This is a genomic window from Jeotgalibaca sp. A122, from assembly GCF_052266715.1.
Lineage (GTDB): Bacteria > Bacillota > Bacilli > Lactobacillales > Aerococcaceae > Jeotgalibaca.
Genome location: NZ_JBQPRB010000009.1, coordinates 25,318 through 47,451, shown reverse-complemented (window position 1 = coordinate 47,451; position 22,134 = coordinate 25,318). Strand labels below are relative to the sequence as shown.

Here is a 22,134-nt window from a genome sequence, read left to right as displayed (position 1 = left end):
TTTTATTTACCTAAACAGAATTGGCTGAATAATTGTGTAAGTAGTTCGTCCTGGACTGTATCACCGGTTATTTCTCCCAGTAGTTCCCAAGCACGCGTGAAATCGATTTGAACTAAATCAACCGGCATTTCCGCCTCGATACCTTGCAGCACTTCTTCTAATGAGGACACGGTATCATTCAACAAAGCGATATGACGGACGTTGGAAATATAAGTGGCATCCTGCTCACCCGTTTCCCCCGCAAAGAACATGTCCGAAATTTGTTTTTCCAACAAATCCAGGCCGACTTTTTCCAGCATGGAGGTTGAAATGACTTTTTCTGGTGCGCTCCAAGCCATCAAATCGATCGGTGTCACTTTCGCTTCAAGGTCGCTCTTATTCAATAAAATAATCCGATTCACTTGTTGCGTTATTTCCAGCAATTCGATATCTTCCGGTGTTAAACCTTCACTTTGGTTAAGAAGGAGTAAGATTAAATCAGCATCCTGTAACGCTTTACGGCTCCGTTCCACGCCAATACGTTCCACGACGTCATCTGTTTCACGAATACCCGCTGTGTCGACCAGTTTCAAAGGTACACCATTTACGTTCACATATTCCTCGATAGTATCCCGGGTTGTCCCCGCAATATCCGTTACAATCGCTTTTTCCTCGCGGATCAAACGGTTCAATAAACTTGATTTACCAACATTTGGGCGTCCGATGATCGCTGTTTCCAAACCTTCCCGCAAGATTTTACCTTGTTTAGCCGTACGGAGTAATTGTTCCACATGTCCTTTTACTTCAATCGTTTTTTCTTTTAATAATTGGGTCGTGACTTCTTCGACATCGTCATATTCGGGATAGTCGATGTTTACTTCTACTTCCGCCAACGTGTTCAAAATAATTTGGCGGATATTACGGATCAGGCTGGACAAATCACCGTCCAACTGGCGTAAGGCAACGTCCATCGCCCGATCTGTTTTAGCACGAATCAAGTCCATGACTGCTTCTGCTTGAGACAAATCGATTCGGCCATTCAGGAAAGCACGTTTCGTGAATTCACCAGGTTCAGCCATTCGAGCCCCATGTTGCAAGACAGTTTGTAATAAACGGTTGACGCTGACAACCCCACCGTGACAATTGATTTCCACAATATCTTCGCGGGTAAAGGTTTTAGGTGCGCGCATAACACTCACCATCACTTCATCAATCATTTCGCCCGTTTTGGGATTATAGATATGGCCGTAATTGATAGTATGACTTTCTACGTCGACCAAGCTTTTTGATCCCGCTTGATACAAACGATCCACAATAGCAATGGCATCATCCCCGCTCAAGCGGACAATTCCGATTGCCCCTTCTCCTGGTGGCGTTGAAATGGCAGCAATTGTATCAAATTCAGTAATATTCAATGAAACGCACTCCTTCCTGGATTTATGTATTTTTATGCATGAAAAAAGTGCCCACTCCACCCCTTGGCATTTGGGGTGGTTAAGCACTTTGACTGCGTCACACACATGTATATATTCTCGGTTTTTGATTCTCAGAAATTATACAGGGATTACTAACTAATTGCAAGTATTTATGATTGGCCTATTATTTTTTCGCAATTTTGATATACTATTTTCTGCTTTTGATGGTATAATGGTCCCCGGCGTTTTATCTATGAAAGTGTGGTAGAATAAAGGTGTGAAAGCCCATACATAATTGATGCAATAGTAAAATACATATCATAAAAGGAGCTGGATACCATGAATAAATTTTATGACATTTATCTAGATCTTAGATGTAAAATTGAAAAATTCGAATATGCGACAGGCTCTTTATTACCAAGCGAAACAGCACTGTCTGAAATATATGGTGTATCCCGAGAAACGACCCGGAAAGCTTTAGCTCTATTATTGGAGAATGGCTATATTCAGAAAAAACAAGGTAAAGGTTCAATCGTTCTGGATATCCAACGTTTTAATTTCCCTGTTTCAGGATTGACGAGCTTTAAAGAGATACAGGAAGCGCAAAATATGGAGAGCGAGACTATCGTCATAAAGAATAAACGTGAAAAAATTTCCGAATTTCTTTCGGAGACATTAAATTTACCAGCGAATCAGGAAGTCATTTCTTTGCTTCGTTTACGAAAAATTTCTGGTGAAGTTATTATTTTGGATAAAGATTACTTACTCGCTGAAATAGTTGAAGCTGTACCCTCTGAGGCAGCGGAAAATTCACTTTATGATTATTTAGAAGGCGAATTGGGACTTAACATTGCTTACGCCAAGAAGGTGTTTGTGGTTGAACCCGCAACACTTGAAGATCGTAAGTTGATGAAATTGGATAATGATACCCACGTTGTCGCAGTGAAGAGTGAAGTATACTTGGAAGATACACGCCTCTTCCAATATACGGAATCGCGTCACCGCCTCGACCGTTTTAAATTTGTTGAGTTTGCACGCCGAAAACATAGTTTGAACTGAAAAATGACAAAAGACTGGAATTTCGCCCGAATAGCGAGATTCCAGTCTTTTGTATTTATTTAATGACATCTTCCATATCAACCCGCATCGCTTCGCCTTCTTCAAAAGAGAAGTGACCGGATTCGTATGGTTCATTTTCAACCGTCAACACTACTTCTTCTACCCCGTAGTAGGTACCGATTGTATTGACGATTCCTTGCAGGATAAGGGATTCTCCCGAAGAACCAGTATTCATATCCGTAATCAAGGCGTTATTGAAATCAATATACACGCGCCCATCATCATTCAAATATAAGCTATTGATGGTTGCTGAATCTGGAATGAGACGCCCGTATTCTACTCCTGGAATTTGTCTAAACAAATCAGTCAAGGTATGGCGGGTAACATCATTCGTATTGAAGGCGACATTTACCTCCGATGATTCCAAGCCCATCACGTTTGCGTCCGGGTAGAAAGTAAGGATAACTTTAGCTTCCGGTGCGTCTTCGTTCCGGGTTTCCAAAGTGGAAGTCACTTCATATGAGCCGGCATTATCGGTAAATAATTCTTTTACCAATCCCATACCCTCTACATAATACTGTTTCGTGATAGTATCGTCATCGGTTGTTGTCACTTCGATAGCCGGAAACGTACCAAGCATTGTTTCTATCGAGAGACTCATGGCCGTAATTTCGGAAGCGGACCCGGATGGATTGTCCCAAGCAGTTCCAAGCGCTAACGGTTCTTTCAATAGAATTGTACCGGCATCATCGCTGGTTTTATTCAGCATATTTTCACGGAAATATGTTTCCGGACGTTGGAAAACTTGAGTCAAGGTACCGTCTGCATATTCCAAAACTTCAACAGTCTCAGTCCCACCATTGTTGGTTACATACTGAATCCGATTATTTTCTAGATATTGAGGGTATTTCGTATAAGTCGCAAATTCATTTCCCATACCGACAAATGAATAAGCTACGTTTTCTTCAAATGGGAAATAGGCTGCGATAGAGGCAGTTTCATTTGCCGGTTCAGAAGATTCGGATGATTCGGATGATTCAACTTCTGAACTGCTTTGGGAACTTGATTCGACTTGTGATTCAGAACTTATTACGGAGTCGGACGATTCAACATCTGTACCAGTGGGTCTACATCCTGTGACGAATAAACCAACAATTACCAGTGACAATAAATGTTTCTTTTCCATGATAACGCCCTCCAAATAATGTCTTTTCTTACGCTCATTATACCATAACCAATCTTTACCCCTACGAAAAAAGCGGTCTTTAGTGGTTCATCCCACCAAAGACCGCTCTAATTTTTTTATCAAACAAGTAAAAACGCCACTGTTTCGTAGGGACGAAGCGTCAGCGATTTTTCAAGTTTAGCATCGGGGTAATTTCCGATGATTACTTCCGCTGTTTCATCAACATACTCTTGAGGCAACTCAAGCGTATAGTCATTGGCGTAAAAGTGGTTCAAGACAAGTAAACGTTGGCCGTCTTTCTCACGAATATAGGCATAAACTTCTTTGTCGTCCAATAAAATGCCTTGGTAGGAACCATCAGAAATAATCGGCATTTCCTTCCGCAACTGAATCAGTTTTTGATAGTAAGGGAATATTTTCCCCTCGGACACTTCTTTTTCCACGTTAACATGTGGGTAGTTTTCTGCGACTTTCAACCATGGTGTTCCGGTCGTAAAGCCAGCATGTTCACTATTATCCCATTGCATGGGTGAACGTCCATTGTCGCGTGATTTTTGGCGGATAATGGTCATTGCCTCTTCATGCGTTTGGCCTTTCAAACGTAAATTTTCATAGGCATTATGTGATTCAACATCCACATACGCATTGATATCGGCGTAGTCCGGATTGGCCATCCCAATCTCTTCACCTTGATAAACATAAGGTGTTCCCCGTAATAAATGCATCGTTTGCGCAAGCATCGTCGCCGTTTCGTAAGGATAGTTTTCAGGATCACCAAACCGACTGTTGGCACGGGGTTGGTCATGGTTATTCCAGAACAAGGCATTCCAACCATTGCCATTGGACATGCCAGCTTGCCACTCATCCAACAAACTTTTCAATTCAAGGAAATCAAAGGGCTTGTTACTCCATTTTTCGCCATCTACATAATCCACTTTTAAATGATGGAAACTAAAAATCATCGATAGCTCATTGCGGGCTGGATCCGAATACAGCAAACCGTTCTCTACTGTTGTTGAAGACATTTCTCCGACCGTGACTATGCCTTCGTAATTCCCGAAACTTTCGCGGTTCATTTCCCGGACCCAGTCATGGACAATCGGTGTGTCTGTATATAAACTCTTTTCGTTGCCGCCTTCACTATCAACCAACACTTCGTCTTTTCCGATAACGTTCAGAACGTCAAAACGGAAACCAGCAATGCCTTTTTCCAACCAGAAATTAACCACTTTATAAAGTTCTTCGCGAACTTCAGGGTTGCGCCAGTTCAAATCCGCCTGTGTTTTGTCATAGAGACATAGGTAATACTTACCTGTATCCCCAAAAGGAGCCCAAGCATCACCAACGAATTTCGATTGCCAATTTGTAGGCAAGCTGCCGTCTTCTTTAGGCTCTCTGATAATATAATAATCCTCGTATTTTTTATCGCCTGCCAATGCTTTTTGGAACCACTCGTGCGTTGTGGAAGTATGGTTAAACACCATATCAAACATTAAGGCAATGCCGTGTTCCTTTGCTTTTGCAATTAAGGCATCAATGTCTTCCATTGTCCCAAACAGCGGGTCAATCGCATAATAATCCGTCACATCGTAACCATTGTCTTTTTGCGGTGATTTGAACACTGGATTCATCCAGATCATTTCAATCCCTAACTTTTCCAAATATGGTAGTTTTTCAATGATACCTTTGATATCACCAATGCCGTTCCCATCCGAGTCTTTAAAAGATTTTGGATAGAGTTGATAAATAACTTTTTCTTTAAAGTGTCCCATGATAAACCCCCTCATACATTAAAACAGGAGCAAAAGTTAACTTCACCTTTGCTCCTCAGTTTAAGCTTGCTTATTAAATATACTAGTTTGCTGTTTCAATAACTGGTGATTCGTCAACTTCGCCTTTTGGTACCAGGATACCATTCTTTTCAAACACGACAGTCAATAGGAATGGTACCACGATTGCGATAGCCATGGATACGAAAAACATTGGCCAGTGTTCAAATTGGATAGACAAGAATCCAGGAATACCACCAACACCAATGGATGCTGCTGTAACACCTGTCAATACAGATACCAAACCTGCAATACCTGAACCAATCATAGCTGCCACAAATGGATAGATATACTTGATGTTAATACCGAACATCGCTGGTTCCGTTACACCCAAGTAACAAGAAATCATGGCTGGAATTGAAACTTGCTCTTCTTTCTTGTTTCCTCTATGCATCCAGATGACTGATAATACGGCAGAACCTTGCGCAATGTTTGACAAAGCAATCATTGGCCATAGTTGTGTTCCTTCGAAGTCAGCAATCAATTGTAAGTCGATAGCGTTTGACATGTGGTGAAGCCCTGTAATAACCAGAGGCGAGTACAGTGCACCAAACACAAGGCCAAACAACCAACTGAAACTGCTTGTAATACCTGAATAAACAATGTTGGAAATCCAGTTACCAACTTGCCAACCAATAGGACCCAGGATGGTATGGGCAATAATTACCGTTGGTACCAAAGAGAACAGTGGAACAAAAATCATGGAAATAGCTTGTGGGATCCACTTACGTAGCCAGATTTCCAAATAAGCCAAGGTGAAACCAGCCAACATGGCAGGTAATACTTGCGCTTGATAACCAATCATGTCGATTTGGAAGAATCCAAAATCCCAGAATGGAATTTCGCCCGCGGCAGCTGCGTCAGCAACACCGTACGCATTTAATAATTGTGGTGAAACTAGGGTAATCCCTAGAACAATACCCAGAATTTGAGTGGTTCCCATTTTTTTGGTTACACTCCAGGTAATACCGACTGGTAGGAAGTGGAAGATCGCTTCACCGATTAGCCACAAGAAATGGTTAACCCCTGCCCAGAATTGGGAATTCGATACAATTGTACCGTTGGCAAATTCAATACCCTCTAAAACGTTACGGAAACCTAAAATAAGACCCCCAACAACAATCGCCGGAATAAGTGGACTAAAAATTTCTGCTAAAACGGACATGGCGCGTTGAACTGGATTTTGATTTTGTTTTGCGGCTGATTTCGCTTCATCTTTTGAAACGCCTTCTTTACCGGATACCTTCGTGAACTCGTTATAGAATGTTGGCACTTCGTTACCGACGATTACCTGAAATTGACCAGCCTGGGTAAATGTTCCTTTGACAGCCGGAATTTCTTCGATTTTCTTAACATCTGCCGCGGATGGGTCGTTTAATACAAAACGCATCCGAGTTGCACAGTGAGAGACTGCGGAAATGTTTTCAGATCCCCCGATATGCTCGAGCAAATCTGCAGCATCTTTCTTAAAATCTGCCATTTTTTCTCCTCCTTTTAACTTGTCTATACAAGTCATTGATACTTTAATCATAACCCAACTCATTTTATTTTGCAAACGTTTACCATTGCGTTTTTAAAAAAAGTTCCAACGTGTTATTTCGATCCAGAACCTATAAGAAAAGGGGTCTATCATCTATGGTGGTGGCAGGTATTCTTCTCGGAAATCCCGTAGGACGGTGGGGTTGCTTGTGGCCGTGTCAAGGAGGCAATGCGAAAGTAGGGACCGTTGATACTTCAGCGTCTACGATCCCTTTGAGGCTTGCAAGCCCGGAGACTACCGGCTCAGGGCGGTCCCACGGCAGTACACAAGCAAACACGCAGGCCGAAGGGCATTTCCTTCACAACACCTAACAACCAATAACCGAAAAAGACTGTAAACAGAAATCTGTTTACAGCCTTTTAGATTGCAATAGGTGCGGTTTATAATGCCTATCTTTTGTCTCGTCCGATTGTACTTTCTCTTCAAGAGACTCATATTTCCACAGTTTTCGATAAAAATTAAGGGAGGAAATGCCTATATACATTTTACGTAACCAATGCGTTTCATAGGGTGCGGCCAAAGGATTTATTACCGGCATAATGTTTGCATGTGGCATCTCCACATGTTTTTCCAACAGATGATTCGTTAGGGAACTGTAGATGATTTCTTTATTAAACGAAGCCAACTGCAAATTCTTCCCAAGCAGAAAGTCTTCTATATAGTAAGCAGCTACGTTATGCCCTGCTGCGGTAACATAATAGTTACTCAAGCCCAAGCGTCCGTTTAATTCAAAAAAGATGTATTCATTCCGTCGTGCGTCGTATTTCACATCCAACGTTGCAAATCCATAAAAACCCGTTGCTTCTATTAAACGGGAAATGGGTTCCTCGATACGCTTCTCCTCACGGACCCACCCCGCCAAACTATTTCCAATAGCCGAAGGAGTGGGATCATCTACTAATACATTGGCATAGGAAAACAATTTTATCTGCAAATCCTTTTGGGAAACATAAACCGTTACGATGCCCAGATGCGTATCATTCCCCGGAATATATTCTTGAACGATTAATTTCTGCGTATAGCCGGCCTGACGGATACGGGTAACCACAGCCTGTGCTTCCTCACTATTTTGACATAAATAAACTTTTTCTTTCCCATCAAATTGCAGATTATGATAGCTGGATGATTGAGCCGGTTTAATGATAACGGGATAAACCAACTCGAACGTTTCAGAATTTCTCACTATCGCGGTTCTCGGGTAGGGAATATCCAGGCGTTCACACAATTCATAAAAATAGGTTTTATCGGTCACAGTCAGATAGGACTCATAATCCGAATAAGGAACAAGCCAATCTTTTGAAAAACACGATTTATGTTTAATCAATAATTCCACATACCGATCGTCACTACCAAAGATTAGTTTTTTTGTCCCGGGATAATCCTGTTCAATTGCAGCCATTGTTTCACGAAGCGCGGTGACGTCTTGCATATGGGACTGAACATAGAAATCAAGAATTCGGGAATAGCGTACGGGACCGGTTTGAAACGGACTGATGATGATGGTTTTTACGCCATATTTTTCATAAAAAGCGCGTGCCAATCCGTATGAGCCGCGGTTCGCACCCATAATAACAGGTGTAAATTTCACTGGCTGTCTTCCCTTCTAAACAATATAAAAATCTTTTTTCTTATAGTCGTATTGCAAGGATCCTACTGCTTTTTTGGATTCATCCGCAATCAGCATGCCATCCGCCATCGTCAAAGAACGAAATTGAAAGCGTTGGAAAATATGTTGATCATGAGTTGCCAGTAGTACCGTGGTGCCACGGCGATTAATGCGCATCAACAAACGAAAGATTTCCAGCGATGTATGAGGGTCCAAATTTCCGGTCGGCTCGTCTGCCAATAATAAACGCGGTTCATTAATCAAGGCGCGGGCAATCGCCACGCGTTGTTGCTGCCCCCCTGACAATTCATCCGGATAAGAATCCGCCTTATCAGCCAACTCCACTAACGTCAGCGTTTGTCTAATACGGGCATCCATTTCTTCTTCAGGAACATCCAAAATCTCCAGGGCAAAACGCACATTCTCATAAACGGTTTTCTTTGGTAACAAATGGTATTCCTGAAAAATAACACCGATATCGCGACGAAGTTTATGTAAATCACGTGCTTTTATTTTAGATAAATCAAAATCGCCAACCCTTACCGAGCCTGTACTGATTTTTTCATCCCGGTACAAAGCTTTGATCAAGGTTGATTTCCCTGAACCACTCGCACCCAATAGATAGACGAATTCCCCTTCTTCAATCGCGAAACTCAAATCACGAATGGCTCGGACCCGCCTTAATCGCATCCATAACCATCCCTTGTTGCCCCATGGCACTACACATAATGACCTTTGCACCCGCATCCAATGCCTTAATTCGTTTCAAGGCATCAATCCCGTCCATTTCAGGCATTGTGATATCCATCGTAACTAAATCAGGTTTTACTTCTTGGTAAAGAGAAACTGCTTCAAGACCATTAGCTGCTTCTCCAACTACTGTATAACCATTTTTTTCAAGAATGTCTTTTAATTTCATGCGCATGAATGCCGCATCATCTACAACCAATATGTTTTTTACCATTTTATATTTCCCCTTTTTCTCTGATATAATTTAAGAATTTTTCCAAAACCCCTGCTTGAGGTACAAAATAAAGGAAGAATCCCACTTCTCATCCTCAATCCAGTATTCATTTTTGAATATCCAGACATAATCGTCATATTGAAACTCTTCCATATAGGCGCTACTTAACAGCGAGCCAAACATATCCTCGGTTAAATAGGGTACAGAAGCACTCATTGGAACATCAAATAGTTTTACAATCGCCTGTATAAATTGATTCACCAAGATGTTTGCCAGTTCGCATACTGCTGAATTGGCGAGCTCTTCGTTATCCTGAATCAATTTTTCATGTTCACGATTAAATTTAATGAGGCCTTCTTCATCCAATAATAATAAAAATTGTCCTTTGATGGCGCCATCAACTTCCATTTGCACAGCCTTCACGATTTCTTCAGCCGGCATGATAGAGGCAAATATTTCATCATAAGTCATTTGTGTTATAAACGGCAGCTCCATATGAACTTTTTTTCCGAACATGTTAGAAATACTCGTTGCGACATTCCCACCACCAATATTGATGATTTCCTTCATAATGTCTATTTCCATTTCAGTAAAGGTATTAGACATGCGCTATTGTTTTCCTTTCCATACAAATCGCAGTCACGTTTAAGATAAGGACGATACTGCCATCTCCCATGATTGTGGCACCGAGGTAATCCGTTTGTTCCTCGAATTCTTCGCCTAATTCTTTAATGACAATTTCTTGCTGGCCAATGATGGCATTCACGGAAAGCCCATATTCGTTGCCATCAATCGTCACAAGGACCAGGTGCTCATCTTGGCGGTGATCCCGAGAAATATTTAGATGGTTTTCCAAACGAATAACTGGGATAGTCTTATCATTTTCAAGCAATACTTCGCCACCATGAATCGCTTTAATATCATCCGGGTTGGTGTGAATGACTTTGTTAATGACACTCAAGGGAATCGCAAAAGTGTGCGCTTCAACTTGGACCAGTAGAGCAGGAATGATTGATAACGTCAACGGCAAACTCAAGCGGAAGGATGTCCCGACACTTGGTTCACTCTTGATATCAATCATGCCACCTAATTCCTGGATTTTCGTCTTCACAACGTCCATCCCGACACCACGGCCGGAAATTTTCGTTACTTTTTCAGCTGTTGAAAAACCGGGATGGAAAATAAGTTCTTGAATTTCTTTTGGAGATAATCCTGCTGTGGCGATTCCTTTTTTCTCGGCGCTTTGCTTAATTGCTTCGGCATCCAGCCCTTTGCCATCATCTGAAACCGTAATAAAGACACGATTTCCTTCTTGATATGCTGAAATTTTGATGGTTCCTTTTTCTGGTTTACCCAAAGCCCGACGAATTTCCGGCGACTCAATGCCATGATCGGCACTATTGCGAATCAGGTGAATCAAAGGCTCATTTAATTCCGAGACAATTGTTCTATCTAACTCTGTATCATCACCCTCAATCACCAATTCCATCGGTTTTCCGGAGTCGTTACTCAAATCACGAACGACGCGTGGGAAACGATTTGTGACGGTTTGTAACGGTTGCATACGAATGTTTAGAACTAAGTTTTGCAGTTGATTTGTTACACGTGAAACATAACTTAAGGTTTCTTGCATCTTTTTATTGTTAGTTTTTTCACTGATATCTTCCAATTGTGTGCGATAGATAATCAATTCAGAAACAAGGCTCATAAACGAATCCAATTTTTCTAAATCAACGCGCACAGACTGATTATGGTTGTGCCCATTTATCATGGTTGTTTTTTCTTTCTTGTTTACCTCTGCAGTTGATTCGATGACAGCCAGCTCGTCTTGTCGTCTTTCTCCAATTGTCATAACTTCAACTGCTTCAACTTCACTTTGTTCATTGATGATGTCAGATACCGTTTGTTGGTCGCGTTCCGTGATATACAGAAGTTGAAAGGTACGACCAAAGTCTCCTGCTTCCAATATTTCCGAAACGGGATCAGTCTTCATGACTTCCCCAACCTCTTCCAATTTGTTGATGACAAGAAAAGCACGAGCATTCACCATCATGCTATCCTCTTCAATTGTTACTGTAATTTGGAAAGTGTTGTAATTGCTTGCTTGAGCAGCCGCTATTATACTCCAGTCTGATTCATCTAACGCAAAAAAATCAGGTTGGCTTACTTTTATTTGTATTCCTTCTGCTTTACCATCCGCTCGCGCTACAATACGGTCACAGACCGTCAGGATTTGCGAATAATCACCTTCTTCAACTTCATTTCGAATATTTTCAACAATTTCTGCTAATGCATCTAGGCTATTGAATACGACATTGATTATCTCTTCATCCGCTATCAATTTTTCTTCTTTCAGGATTGAAAAGACATTTTCCAGTTTATGTGTGACTTCCGTCATTTTCTCAAAGCCCATGGTTCCTGCCATGCCTTTTAAGGTGTGGGCAGAACGGAATATATCATTCAGGATTTGTGTATCAGTCGCATCTTTCTCGAATTCCAAAACCAATTCATTCAGTTTCAGTAAATGTTCATCTGTTTCTTCGAAAAATAATTCTAAGTACTGGCTGTTATCGTCCAACTTTGTCCCCCCTATTCAACTTTCTCATAAATAAAAGAACCTATTTTTTTGAATCCGTACTTTTTAGGATTATAAATGGTTTCCGTTGCACCTATAAAGAAGATTCCGCCCTGAACTAATGCATCGCTAATATTCTGATAGATCGCTTCTTTTACTTCGTCATTAAAATAAATCGTGACATTGCGGCAAATAATCGCATGATGGCCTTTTTCATAGCGATCCTGGATAAGGTCGTGCTTTTTGAATTGGACTAAATCCTTTATTTCGGAATTCAGATAGTATTTTTTTTCATCAACTGAAAAATTTTTTTTAAGATCACCCATGGGAACATTTTTTACTTCCGCATCGCGGTAAACCCCATCACGAGCCTTTCGAATAATCGTCGCATCGATATCAGACCCAATAATTTTACTGCGGTGGTGCAGGTTATTATTTTTCAAGACCATCGCAACTGAATATGCCTCTGCTCCGGTCGAACAAGCTGCACTCCATATCTTTAAGTCTGGGTATTTAGGAGCCACTCTTTCTAACAAAATTTGCTCGAATTCAGCAAAAATTTGGGCATTGCGATAGAACTCAGTGACGTTAATGGTGATGTAATCAAGAAACTCCTGCCTTATTTCCGCATTTTTTTTAATGGACAGGGCATACTCTTTTAAATCTTTGGCTCCGCTTTTCTTCATCACAGTGCTGATGCGTCGTTGCAATTGTTTTTGTTTATAGCCATCTAATTGTAAATTAAGTTCCCGTTTGGACCAGTCGTAAAATGCTTCAAATTGTTGTGTCATAAACTCACCTTTCAATGTCATTCAGTATTTTCGTCATCTCATCTAAATCCGAAATGACATCTACTACGCCCGCCTTTACAGCATTACCTGGCATACCGTAAACGACACAGCTGGCTTCATTTTGAGCGACTGTGCATCCACCTTTAGCTTTCACTACTTCCATTCCTAACGTGCCATCTTTACCCATGCCGGTCATGATAATTGCCAATAATTGTTTGCTGTATTTATAGGCAGCTGAATGGAATAGAATATCAACTGCCGGCCGGACACCATTTACTTTTTGTGATTGGGTCAGTACGATTCCATCGTTAGCAAGCGACATATGATAGTTTCCCGGTGCCAGATAGACCGTTCCGGGAATGATTTTTTCACCTTGCTCTGCTTCCTTTACTGGAACGGGTCCATTCTGATTCAGACGCTGTGCAAAAGAGTTGGTAAAACCTTCGGGCATATGTTGAACAATGAATACAGGAACAGCTAAATCTTTTGGCAGTTTGCTTATCACTTCCAGGAGGGCTCTTGGTCCACCCGTTGAAGCACCTATGACGACTGCTTTAAAGCGTTTATTATCTATACATACTTTTTTAATGGGCCTGATAGGTTCTGTTTGTGATTCTTTTTTTTGAAAAATCGCACGAATATGAGAAGCAAGCTCTTTTTTGAAAGAATCAGGATTTTCTCTGAGATTTTTTGGTTTTTCGATAAAATCTGTTGCGCCTGATTCCAGAGCTTGAATCGTGATATCCTTTCCTTGCAAGGAACTCAACATAAATACAGGAACATCACTCTTCTCGCGGATACGTCTTACGGTCTCCAGTCCATTCATTCCGGGCATTTCGACATCCAGGGTAATGGCATCTGGTTGATAGATAGCCAATTTCTGTAAAGCCGTTTCGCCGTTTACAGCCGTAGCAACAACTTCGAAGCCGTCAATATTATTAATCTGCGCCGATAATATTTTTCGCATGAATGCTGAATCATCAACGACTAAAATACGTACTGCCATCCCATCCACCTCTTTTATAAACCAATGTAATCGCGGTTCGCAGTACGAATAAGAACCGTTTGCTTCTCAAGGTCAAACAGCATCGAACGACCAATATGATCACCCGTGTGCTCTCCTAAAATAGGAATATCCAGTTCCAGTAAAATTCTTTTTACCGCTTCGATATTCCGTTGACCAATTTGCATTTGAGAAGATGTTTTTTTACCTTTAAACATGCTTGCACCACCAGCGATTTTAGCGGTCATATTGCCCCTTGCTCCCAACAATCGCATCTCCTCGATTAATGACGGGATAGCCAAATCAGCAAATTTCCCTGGTTTTTTTTCGCCATGAAAAGCTGTGCTGTCCGGCAGCATAATGTGACTCAAACCGCCTACTTGTGTTTGTGACTCAAATAGTGCAATGCCTACACATGATCCCAAAGCAATAGTTACCAATGATTGCGGGGAGCGAGAAGATTTATATTCACCAATTCCAACCTTGACGCTGTTTTCCATCCCCATTAGCTCCTTTGCTTTTCAATTAGTCCCACTATTTCTTGTTCGCCTTCTGAGGTAAACAACTTCTCCACATCGATATGCAGAGTGATGACAGCATTTTCCTGAAAAGTTCCAACTAAATAGGCTGTTTTAGCATTTTCATTTTCTGAAACGTCCGTATCTATTTGGGGATATTCTCTCACAGTCGTTATTTGTTCAACGATAAGTCCAATTTTATTGCCGTTCCAATTCGTAACAATGACTTTTGTTTGTTCATTGGGTTGCAATTTTTCTTTAAATAATCGCTTTTTCATATCAATAAGTATTAGCGGTGCTTCATTATAAGATTGAAAACCGCTAATGTAATCTGACGTATCGGGAATAATTGTTGGATTGCCATAAAGCAATATTTTTTCGACACCATCAATCGAAAGGGCAAAATGTTGTTCGTTACAAATAAAATTTATAAACTTTGTCATGCCATCCCTCTTTCCTAGATTGGATTACTTACAGTTTAAATTGTGCCACCATTCCGTTCAGCATTTCTGCTTGTTCGGCAATTTGGTTAGCATTAGCAGCTACTTCTTCCATGGTACTTGTAATTTCTTGAGATGCAGCAGAAGTTTCTTCTACACCAGCAGCAGACTCTTCGGAAACAGAAGCGATTTCTGAAATAGCATGTCCCATTTCCCCACTTGTTTCGGACAAGTTAAGAATATCTTTGTTGATGGTTTCTATTTCTTCCACCATACGGTCTAGTGATTGGGAAATTTGGTCGAATGTCGTCCGTGTTTCAATAATACTCTCCAGGCCTGCTTTAGCTTCTGACGAGCCTTCTGCTAAAGAACTAGCTACATAAGTGGATTCTTTCTGAATGTTTTCTACAAAGCCGGTGATTTCTTTCACCGAATCCCCTACTTGTTCAGACAATTTACGAACTTCATCCGCTACCACCGCAAAGCCACGACCATGTTCGCCGGCACGTGCTGCCTCGATTGCCGCGTTAAGCGCCAATAGATTTGTCTGATCTGCTATGCCCCGAATAATGACTACTAGTTTATTGATTTCTTGTGTACTCTTATCTAAAGCAGTCATCATCCCCACTGATTCTTGGACGATTTCATTGATACGCCCCATTTGTTGGCTGGATGAATCCATTAAATCTTTCCCTTGATGGGATAAAGACACAACTTGTTTTGATGCATGACCAATTTCAGTAGCGGTTTTCGAAGCATTTTCAAAATCGGTTCCGAACTGTTCCATGTTTGTCGCCATTTGGCTGGCTGTATGTGCTTGGTTTTCTGTTCCAATCGCCAATTCCTGCATGGTCATGGCTACTTGTTCAGCACCAGTCTTTACTTCATTGGAAGATTGGGATAATTCCTCACTATGTTGTGCTAATTCAACGGCAGCTCCGGAAATGTTTGTAATCATATTCGTGAATCGTTCTTGAAGTTCATTTGTTGTCTTCGTCAATTCAGATATTTCACCTTTTCCAGGAACTTCCAATGGTTTTTGACCTAAGATTCCTTCTGAAATGGATTTCAATCGATTCATGATATTTATGATGGGTCTAGTAAGACTATTAGCAAAAATGATAATTAAAATCACACTCAAAATAAAAGCAATGACAAGCATGATTATCATCATTATGATACTGGATTTAATTTGTGATAAAACATCTTGTGTTTTTGCTTTTGCCCGATCGGCTTGTATGCTTGAATAAGTTAGGATATTTTCTGTCAATTGCTCAATTTCAGGATTGTAGTAACTGTTCACTACTCTGAGTGCTTCTCCACGATTTCCGCCTTCCATTACGGATTTAATTTGTTCTTCAAGCATAATATCAAGCAAGAAAAAATCTTCAAAAGTCTTTTCGACTTCTTTAGATACTCCTTTTCCTAATATCTTATTAATTTCGATATTAAGTAAATCGGTATACTTCTCAATTTGATCAACATAACTTTTTTTGCTTGTTAAAAAGTAGCCACGGACCGCTGCTAAACGACGTGCGGAATAATAATTAACATTGTCATAGATTTTCATGGTTATGATATCACCCGCCACCATTTCATCGACATCGCTGTAAACCTTTTGGAAGGAATAGAGGTTACTTAGACCAATGCTCGTCATAAAGAGCATAATAATGGAGAATATTAACAATAAGCGTTGCTTGATATTTAAATTATTATATGAAAACTTTCCTGTTCTCAGAGAATGATTTAAATTCACCTTTCCATTTTGTTGAGAAACCCATTTTTTCTTTTCTTTTAATTCACTACTAGTCCCTTGCTTTGATAAATCCAAACGATTCACTCCTATTTTTCCATTTTTTACAATAGCTTTTTTATCGGTAAGTTACACCAAATCTTAAGGCTGTTTAAAACTATTTGTGATTATTAATTCACCGATTCCTACGCTTCTTCAATCCTGTAGTTTCCAATTTTTAACACTTCCTATCCAGATATTTAATTACGTACCTTTATTTATATCGGTTATAATGATAATAAGTTTAATATCATTATTGAATTATATTTCTATTGTTTTTCATGAGATACGAAGGCCACAATTATGTTATAGTGCCGAGTAAAAGGAGGTGTTTCCATGATAAAACGTTGTAGCTGGGCAGGAGAAGATACACGCATGCAAGCTTATCACGATAACGAATGGTGTGTTGAGAACCATGATGATCGGTACTTATTTGAGATGCTGACTTTGGAAGGAGCCCAAGCTGGTCTTTCGTGGCAATTAATCATTAATAAACGTGAGGCGTATCGGGAGGCTTTTCATAACTTCTCAATTGAAGAATGTGCTGAGCTTTCCGATTCTGATTTGGAAGAAATACGGGTAAATTCTGATATCGTAAAAAATAAACTTAAAATACGCTCCGTGCGTTCGAACGCGCTTGCGGTTCAGGCCATACAAGAAGAATTCGGTAGCTTTTCCGCCTACATTTGGTCATTTTCAGGACCAATCAATAATGACTGGGAACATGAATCCGAAGTTCCTGCTCAAACGGAAATATCCCAGATAATCAGCAAAGACTTGAAGAAACGCGGGTTCAAGTTCGTGGGTCCCGTCATCATTTATTCCTATATGCAGGCTATCGGAATGGTAAACGACCATATCGTCAGTTGTGATTTTAAAGGTGATTACTCAGGGCATGTTTAGCGCTCCGAGTAATCATTTTTCCAAAAAAGTGATTACTCAACGAGGTTTTTCTGCTCGAGTAATCACTTTAGGACAAGAAGTGATTACTCAAAGGTGTTTTCGCATATGAGTAATCAAAAAGAACTCAGAAAAAGCTAATTTGGCTTTTTCTGAGTTCTTTTAGTTTTCTGTTAACAAAGCAGTGATCTGCGCTTGCGTATGCGTGTGATCAACATAGTCTGTCACGACGCCCTTTTCCAAGCGGACCAGTTTGGGAACTGTTTTGACTTCATTCGCATCCAAAATATCCTGGAAATCACCGTCATTCTTATGTTTATCCGTATCATATTTATAGACTTTCGTTCCCGTTTCTTGGATAGCTTCATTCATCAACGGCTCGAATTCCCGGCAATAAGAGCAAGTATCGCGCCCGAAGTATAAATAAGCAACATCTTCTGTCATAACCGCTTCATAATCGGCTTTAACCCTAACCTCAGCGACAAATGATTGAGGCTGCATAAAAATATATAATCCACTTAATACAAGGAATAATCCAACAAGAATGAGTAGTAGTTTTTTCATTAAAGTCACTCCAAATCTATTTATAAGGTCTTGGGATTTTCTCATATTATAACATTTTAAATAAAGTTCATTTTTAAAACGGTACCAAGTAATGCTTTATTATCAAGTTTGTGATAATATTTACATATTAAATTTTGGGGTGGCGCACACATGAAAATTTTCAAACAGTTATTCTGGATTCTCTTGTTCTCATTTATCGGGGAGTTCATTTCCGCCTTGTTACCCTTTCCTATACCTGGTAGTGTGATTGGGATGATTTTATTATTCATCGTCCTGCATTACGGATGGTTGAAAATGGAACAAGTAGAAGAAGTAGGGAATTGGCTTACTTCAAATATGGCTCTTTTCTTCGTACCTGCCGGAGTTGCCTTGATGACAAATTTCGATCTATTGGCAGACTACTGGTGGCAATTATTGGTTATCACATTTATTACGACCATCATTATGATGGTTTCAGTTGGAAAAATAGTCCAATTTATCAAATTGAAAACACGAGGTGATAAAGAATGATCGATTTATTAACGACTACACCTCTATTTGGTATTTTGCTGACATTTGCAATGTACTTACTTGGGGACAAACTCTATAGAAAATGGCCAATCGTTATCTTTACTCCTTTGCTTTTTGGTTTTGTTACTATTATCATTCTGTTAATGACACTCGATATTCCATTCGAGAACTTTGATATTGGCGGGAAATTTTTGACCATGTTTATTACGCCAGCTACGGTTGCTTTAGCAATTCGGTTGGAGAGAAACATTATTTATTTGAAAAAATATTATCCTGCGATCATCACCGGTATTTTTTTAGGCGTTCTTATTCATTCGTTCTTGATTATTACCTTGGCTTTGTTATTCCGACTTGATCAAACCATGGTTGCAACCCTGCTGCCAAAATCAATCACAACCGCCATTGCGGTTGGGATTTCAGAGTCACTCGGGGGGATTGCTTCCCTAACGGTTGCCCTTGTTGTCTTAACAGGGATTTTTGGGGCTTTAGTTGGTCCGCGTCTTTTTCAAATATTTAAAATTGATGATCCGGTTGCTCAAGGTATTGGTATGGGTGCGGGTGCTCATGCAATGGGAACTTCAAAAGCGATTGAAATCGGTGAAGTTGAAGGGGCCATGTCCAGTTTGGCAATTGTCATTACCGGTATTGTTACTGTCGTCATCGCACCACTAACCATGAACCTGTTACGCCAATTTTTTTCATAAAAAGGGTGAATTACAATTAAACGTACATTCCTACTTACTATAGGACTCATTTCTTTCGGTTTAGGAAGCATTGGGGCGATTATTCCCGTCTTACCGACAACGCCCTTTTTGTTGTTGGCTGGTTATTGTTTTGCCAATAGCTCCAGTCGGTTTCATGTCTGGTTACAAAAAACGAAAATTTATAACTTTTACGTTGCAGACTATGCCAAAACAAAATCTATTCCCCGTCGCAAGAAATGGCAAATCCTATTTAACATATATTTTTTAATGGGTATTTCCGTTTGGGCTGCCCCGATTTATTGGGTCAAACTAATTTTGGTTGGTTTGATGGTATTCTTGACCATCATGTTAATGAAGGTTATTCCTGATAAAGTAGAGTAAATAGAAAGACGCCATCAGCTTTTTTAGCTGATGGCGTTTTTTTTATTTATTTAGCATCTTGATATAACTTTGATAGTTTTTATTTCCACCGGAAAGGTTATAAACTTCCGTAAAGCCAAGGTTCAAGAGTACATTTTGCGCTGCATTTCCGGTTACCCCTTTGTTGCAATAAGTCACGGTCGGACGTGATTTATCCAACTCATCGGCACGTTGGCGTAACTCTCCCAGAGGAATATGAACCGCGCCTTCGACGTGCGATTTCTCAAAATCTTTCTTGGAGCGCGTATCAATAATTTGAAGGCTCTTTTCTTCATTGCTTTTTTCAATTAATTTTTCAGGCGTGATTAAAGGATTGCCGTGTAACGCATTATCAAGAGCCATGCCCGTATAAAGAACAGGATCTTTTGTTGTCGCAAATGGCGGTGCATAAGCTAAGTCCAGATGGAATAAATCTTCTGCTTTGGCACCAAACGTAATTGCAGTTGCAATCACATCAACGCGTTTATCCACGCCGCCCTTACCAATTACCTGAGCACCCAGGATGCGTCCGTCTTTCTTGTCAGCCAATGCTTTGATGGTCATTTCCTTACCACCTAAATATTCGGCATGAGCCGGTTTAATATTGTATAGAACCTCAAAGTCAAAGCCTTCTTTGACTGCTTCTTTTTCAGTCAGCCCTGTTTGGCCTACATGCCAATCAAAGATACGGAAAATCCCTGTTCCCAGCACACCACGATGCTCCAAGTTGCCACCTGTGATGACATCCCCAGCAATCCTACCCATTTTATTCGCCGTTGAACCAAGCGGACGGTAAATCGGGTTTCCGGTAATAACAGAGAAACTTTCTGCTACATCCCCGACAGCGTAGACATCAGGAACATTCGTCTGCATTTTTTTATTCACTTTCACAGCGCCAGTAGCACCGATTTCCACACCAATCTGTTTAGCCAGTTCTGTGTTCGGGCGAACGCCGACGGAAAGGAAGACAACATCTGCTTCCAAACTTTCGCCTTTTGAAGTAACTACGCGTTTGGCTGTACCTTCGCCTTCAATACTCTTGACGGTGTCGCCAAGTAGAAGATGAACCCCATTAGCTTCTAACTGTTCCTCAACACGAAATGCCATGTCCGCATCCATCGGGGGCATCACTTGATTCTGCATTTCAACAAGCGTTACTTCCAAACCTTTATGTACCAACTGCTCAGTTAGTTCCAAACCGATAAAGCCAGACCCCACTACAAGGGCTCTTTTTGGTTGATTCAAAGAAAGGAAAGCTGAAATATCACGATTATCCTGGATATTACGTACTTGGAAAACATTATCGTATTCATTTTGATCAAATGGAGGTGGTGTAACTGGCGATGCGCCCGTAGCCAACACCAACACATCATAATGATCTTTTTTCGTTTCACCAGTCGCTAAATCGGTAATTTCAAGCGTCTTATTATCATGGTCTACGCGGGTTACGCGGTGTTCTGTGAAGATGTCTACTTCATAACGTTTCTTGAACCAGGCCACATTACGTGGCGTCAATTGTTCAATAGTCTCTACTTCCCCACCAATTTGGTAAGGGATGCCACAAACTGAATAGGAGATATCTTTACCTTGATCGTATACAACAATTTCAGCTTCTTCTGTATTTCTTCGTGCCTTGGCAGCCACTGATGTCCCCGCTGCAACCGAACCAATAATAATAATTTTCATCTATTACCCTCTTTTCATTATTTAATTTACTTCTTCATGGAGTTCGATAGCTAAGAACGCTTCGATTTCTTCGTTGGTCGGATAGCTCCCGAAGTGGACAATTTGCTCTTCCACAACGGTGATTGGGAGACAGTCCGCTCCCTTGTCCTGTAGCATTTGTCTCACTTGTTCATTCCGGATGAAAGCATTCGGATTTTGGGCCAAATTATATCGAACCATCATGACGCCGTCGGTTTTCTTGACTTGCTGCATGACAGCAGTAATCCGGATAAGATTATCATCAACGGAAGGGCCACAAACGCCTGTGCTACAACATAAGGCTGTTTCATAGAGTGCTAACTTTTTCATCACTTGACATCCTTTCTACCGTTCTTTCGGTTGCGCACACACATCTTTCCGTGCTTTGTAACAAGGCCATCGTATTTTGTATTAAGGCATCAGCATTTTCTTGATTGATTGAATAGTTGTGCCACAGGCCTTTTTTTTCTGTAGTAACAAACCCAGCTTCTACCAATACTTTGATATGGTGCGATAAGGTGGGTTGGGTAAAATCAAAATGTTCCAATACATCACACGCGCAAAGCGAACCACAAGAAAGTAAATCCAATATCTTAACACGATTTGGGTCAGATAAGGCCTTCATAGCCTTTGCATATTCTTCATAATTCAATGAG

The 22,134-nt window shown here is 40.6% G+C and carries 22 protein-coding genes and 1 pseudogene; 5 read left to right on the top strand and 18 right to left on the bottom strand.

The window, feature by feature from the left end; translation table 11 throughout:
* Nucleotides 1-2: 2 nt before the first annotated feature.
* Entirely contained in the window at nt 3-1,394 is a 1,392-nt protein-coding gene (gene mnmE, locus ACTU7M_RS09625) for a tRNA uridine-5-carboxymethylaminomethyl(34) synthesis GTPase MnmE (RefSeq protein WP_443474179.1), read from the bottom strand.
* Between the two features lie 339 nt (nt 1,395-1,733).
* Here mnmE and treR point away from each other — a divergent pair, with 339 nt between their 5' ends.
* A complete protein-coding gene (treR, locus tag ACTU7M_RS09620; protein ID WP_443474178.1) occupies nt 1,734-2,453 on the top strand; it encodes a trehalose operon repressor in 720 nt (239 codons plus the stop codon).
* Between the two features lie 55 nt (nt 2,454-2,508).
* Here treR and ACTU7M_RS09615 read toward each other — a convergent pair whose 3' ends face one another.
* The 13 genes and pseudogenes from ACTU7M_RS09615 to ACTU7M_RS09555 all read right to left on the bottom strand — a co-directional run bounded on the left by ACTU7M_RS09615 (nt 2,509) and on the right by ACTU7M_RS09555 (nt 16,736).
* Nucleotides 2,509-3,639 (bottom strand): GerMN domain-containing protein, encoded by a 1,131-nt coding sequence (locus ACTU7M_RS09615; protein ID WP_443474177.1) that lies wholly within the window; start codon nt 3,637-3,639, stop codon nt 2,509-2,511.
* A gap of 119 nt (nt 3,640-3,758) precedes the next feature.
* Nucleotides 3,759-5,411, bottom strand: coding sequence for an alpha,alpha-phosphotrehalase (gene treC, locus ACTU7M_RS09610; protein WP_443474176.1), 1,653 nt, complete (start codon nt 5,409-5,411; stop codon nt 3,759-3,761).
* An 85-nt stretch (nt 5,412-5,496) separates the two neighbouring features.
* Nucleotides 5,497-6,948: pseudogene (treP, locus tag ACTU7M_RS09605) on the bottom strand (PTS system trehalose-specific EIIBC component); the annotation flags it as partial.
* A 409-nt stretch (nt 6,949-7,357) separates the two neighbouring features.
* Nucleotides 7,358-8,596: a carboxylate--amine ligase gene (locus ACTU7M_RS09600; RefSeq protein ID WP_443474175.1), complete on the bottom strand. Its 1,239-nt coding sequence runs from the start codon at nt 8,594-8,596 to the stop codon at nt 7,358-7,360.
* Between the two features lie 15 nt (nt 8,597-8,611).
* The gene (locus ACTU7M_RS09595) at nt 8,612-9,304 is read right to left on the bottom strand and encodes a cell division ATP-binding protein FtsE (RefSeq protein WP_443474174.1); all 693 of its coding nucleotides are present in this window, start codon (nt 9,302-9,304) and stop codon (nt 8,612-8,614) included.
* Nucleotides 9,273-9,578 carry a response regulator gene (locus ACTU7M_RS09590; protein WP_443474173.1) on the bottom strand — a complete coding sequence of 102 codons (306 nt, stop codon included), beginning with the start codon at nt 9,576-9,578 and terminating at the stop codon, nt 9,273-9,275. The genes ACTU7M_RS09595 and ACTU7M_RS09590 overlap by 32 nt, the downstream gene beginning before the upstream one ends.
* A gap of 30 nt (nt 9,579-9,608) precedes the next feature.
* A complete protein-coding gene (locus tag ACTU7M_RS09585) occupies nt 9,609-10,184 on the bottom strand; it encodes a chemotaxis protein CheC (RefSeq protein ID WP_443474172.1) in 576 nt (191 codons plus the stop codon).
* Nucleotides 10,177-12,156 (bottom strand): chemotaxis protein CheW, encoded by a 1,980-nt coding sequence (locus tag ACTU7M_RS09580; protein ID WP_443474171.1) that lies wholly within the window; start codon nt 12,154-12,156, stop codon nt 10,177-10,179. The genes ACTU7M_RS09585 and ACTU7M_RS09580 overlap by 8 nt, the downstream gene beginning before the upstream one ends.
* 11 nt (nt 12,157-12,167) lie before the next feature.
* Nucleotides 12,168-12,944: a CheR family methyltransferase gene (locus tag ACTU7M_RS09575; RefSeq protein WP_443474170.1), complete on the bottom strand. Its 777-nt coding sequence runs from the start codon at nt 12,942-12,944 to the stop codon at nt 12,168-12,170.
* Nucleotides 12,945-12,948: 4 nt separating this feature from the next.
* Complete coding sequence (locus tag ACTU7M_RS09570; protein ID WP_443474169.1) at nt 12,949-13,950, bottom strand: protein-glutamate methylesterase/protein-glutamine glutaminase; 1,002 nt, start codon at nt 13,948-13,950, stop codon at nt 12,949-12,951.
* A 14-nt stretch (nt 13,951-13,964) separates the two neighbouring features.
* Complete coding sequence (locus ACTU7M_RS09565; protein ID WP_443474168.1) at nt 13,965-14,447, bottom strand: chemotaxis protein CheD; 483 nt, start codon at nt 14,445-14,447, stop codon at nt 13,965-13,967.
* Between the two features lie 5 nt (nt 14,448-14,452).
* Nucleotides 14,453-14,908 carry a chemotaxis protein CheW gene (locus ACTU7M_RS09560; protein ID WP_443474167.1) on the bottom strand — a complete coding sequence of 152 codons (456 nt, stop codon included), beginning with the start codon at nt 14,906-14,908 and terminating at the stop codon, nt 14,453-14,455.
* Nucleotides 14,909-14,936: 28 nt separating this feature from the next.
* On the bottom strand, nt 14,937-16,736 hold the full coding sequence (locus tag ACTU7M_RS09555; RefSeq protein ID WP_443474166.1) for a methyl-accepting chemotaxis protein: 1,800 nt from the start codon (nt 16,734-16,736) through the stop codon (nt 14,937-14,939).
* Between the two features lie 300 nt (nt 16,737-17,036).
* Between ACTU7M_RS09555 and ACTU7M_RS09550 the strand changes: the two genes are divergently transcribed.
* On the top strand, nt 17,037-17,600 hold the full coding sequence (locus tag ACTU7M_RS09550) for a DNA-3-methyladenine glycosylase I (protein ID WP_443474217.1): 564 nt from the start codon (nt 17,037-17,039) through the stop codon (nt 17,598-17,600).
* Between the two features lie 159 nt (nt 17,601-17,759).
* Here the strand turns inward: ACTU7M_RS09550 and ACTU7M_RS09545 are convergent, their stop codons facing one another.
* Complete coding sequence (locus ACTU7M_RS09545) at nt 17,760-18,161, bottom strand: thioredoxin family protein (protein WP_443474165.1); 402 nt, start codon at nt 18,159-18,161, stop codon at nt 17,760-17,762.
* Nucleotides 18,162-18,311: 150 nt separating this feature from the next.
* Here ACTU7M_RS09545 and ACTU7M_RS09540 point away from each other — a divergent pair, with 150 nt between their 5' ends.
* From ACTU7M_RS09540 to ACTU7M_RS09530, 3 genes are read left to right on the top strand one after another with little or no spacing between them, the layout of a single operon-like run.
* A complete protein-coding gene (locus ACTU7M_RS09540) occupies nt 18,312-18,671 on the top strand; it encodes a CidA/LrgA family protein (protein ID WP_443474164.1) in 360 nt (119 codons plus the stop codon).
* On the top strand, nt 18,668-19,375 hold the full coding sequence (locus ACTU7M_RS09535) for an LrgB family protein (protein WP_443474163.1): 708 nt from the start codon (nt 18,668-18,670) through the stop codon (nt 19,373-19,375). The genes ACTU7M_RS09540 and ACTU7M_RS09535 overlap by 4 nt, the downstream gene beginning before the upstream one ends.
* A 15-nt stretch (nt 19,376-19,390) precedes the next feature.
* On the top strand, nt 19,391-19,756 hold the full coding sequence (locus tag ACTU7M_RS09530) for a YbaN family protein (protein WP_443474216.1): 366 nt from the start codon (nt 19,391-19,393) through the stop codon (nt 19,754-19,756).
* 42 nt (nt 19,757-19,798) lie between these two features.
* Here the strand turns inward: ACTU7M_RS09530 and ACTU7M_RS09525 are convergent, their stop codons facing one another.
* Genes ACTU7M_RS09525 through ACTU7M_RS09515 form a run of 3 tightly spaced genes read right to left on the bottom strand, consistent with a single transcriptional unit; the run spans nt 19,799 to nt 22,130 of the window.
* Nucleotides 19,799-21,460, bottom strand: a complete 1,662-nt coding sequence (locus tag ACTU7M_RS09525) for an FAD-dependent oxidoreductase (RefSeq protein WP_443474162.1) — start codon at nt 21,458-21,460, stop codon at nt 19,799-19,801.
* 21 nt (nt 21,461-21,481) lie between these two features.
* Nucleotides 21,482-21,808, bottom strand: coding sequence for an arsenite efflux transporter metallochaperone ArsD (gene arsD / locus ACTU7M_RS09520; RefSeq protein ID WP_443474161.1), 327 nt, complete (start codon nt 21,806-21,808; stop codon nt 21,482-21,484).
* On the bottom strand, nt 21,786-22,130 hold the full coding sequence (locus tag ACTU7M_RS09515) for an ArsR/SmtB family transcription factor (protein WP_443474160.1): 345 nt from the start codon (nt 22,128-22,130) through the stop codon (nt 21,786-21,788). Before ACTU7M_RS09515 ends, arsD begins: the two co-directional genes overlap by 23 nt.
* Nucleotides 22,131-22,134 lie beyond the last annotated feature (4 nt).

What these genes read in the sequence shown, in the direction of transcription:
- treR (WP_443474178.1), top strand. Translation starts at nt 1,734, where the DNA reads ATGAATAAATTTTATGACATTTATCTAGATCTTAGATGTAAAATTGAA.
- ACTU7M_RS09540 (WP_443474164.1), top strand. Translation starts at nt 18,312, where the DNA reads ATGAAAATTTTCAAACAGTTATTCTGGATTCTCTTGTTCTCATTTATC.
- ACTU7M_RS09585 (WP_443474172.1), bottom strand. Translation starts at nt 10,184, where the DNA reads ATGTCTAATACCTTTACTGAAATGGAAATAGACATTATGAAGGAAATC.
- ACTU7M_RS09525 (WP_443474162.1), bottom strand. Translation starts at nt 21,460, where the DNA reads ATGAAAATTATTATTATTGGTTCGGTTGCAGCGGGGACATCAGTGGCT.
- ACTU7M_RS09595 (WP_443474174.1), bottom strand. Translation starts at nt 9,304, where the DNA reads ATGCGATTAAGGCGGGTCCGAGCCATTCGTGATTTGAGTTTCGCGATT.
- ACTU7M_RS09615 (WP_443474177.1), bottom strand. Translation starts at nt 3,639, where the DNA reads ATGGAAAAGAAACATTTATTGTCACTGGTAATTGTTGGTTTATTCGTC.
- treC (WP_443474176.1), bottom strand. Translation starts at nt 5,411, where the DNA reads ATGGGACACTTTAAAGAAAAAGTTATTTATCAACTCTATCCAAAATCT.
- ACTU7M_RS09570 (WP_443474169.1), bottom strand. Translation starts at nt 13,950, where the DNA reads ATGGCAGTACGTATTTTAGTCGTTGATGATTCAGCATTCATGCGAAAA.
- ACTU7M_RS09575 (WP_443474170.1), bottom strand. Translation starts at nt 12,944, where the DNA reads ATGACACAACAATTTGAAGCATTTTACGACTGGTCCAAACGGGAACTT.
- ACTU7M_RS09560 (WP_443474167.1), bottom strand. Translation starts at nt 14,908, where the DNA reads ATGACAAAGTTTATAAATTTTATTTGTAACGAACAACATTTTGCCCTT.
- ACTU7M_RS09545 (WP_443474165.1), bottom strand. Translation starts at nt 18,161, where the DNA reads ATGAAAAAACTACTACTCATTCTTGTTGGATTATTCCTTGTATTAAGT.
- arsD (WP_443474161.1), bottom strand. Translation starts at nt 21,808, where the DNA reads ATGAAAAAGTTAGCACTCTATGAAACAGCCTTATGTTGTAGCACAGGC.
- ACTU7M_RS09565 (WP_443474168.1), bottom strand. Translation starts at nt 14,447, where the DNA reads ATGGAAAACAGCGTCAAGGTTGGAATTGGTGAATATAAATCTTCTCGC.
- ACTU7M_RS09535 (WP_443474163.1), top strand. Translation starts at nt 18,668, where the DNA reads ATGATCGATTTATTAACGACTACACCTCTATTTGGTATTTTGCTGACA.
- ACTU7M_RS09590 (WP_443474173.1), bottom strand. Translation starts at nt 9,578, where the DNA reads ATGGTAAAAAACATATTGGTTGTAGATGATGCGGCATTCATGCGCATG.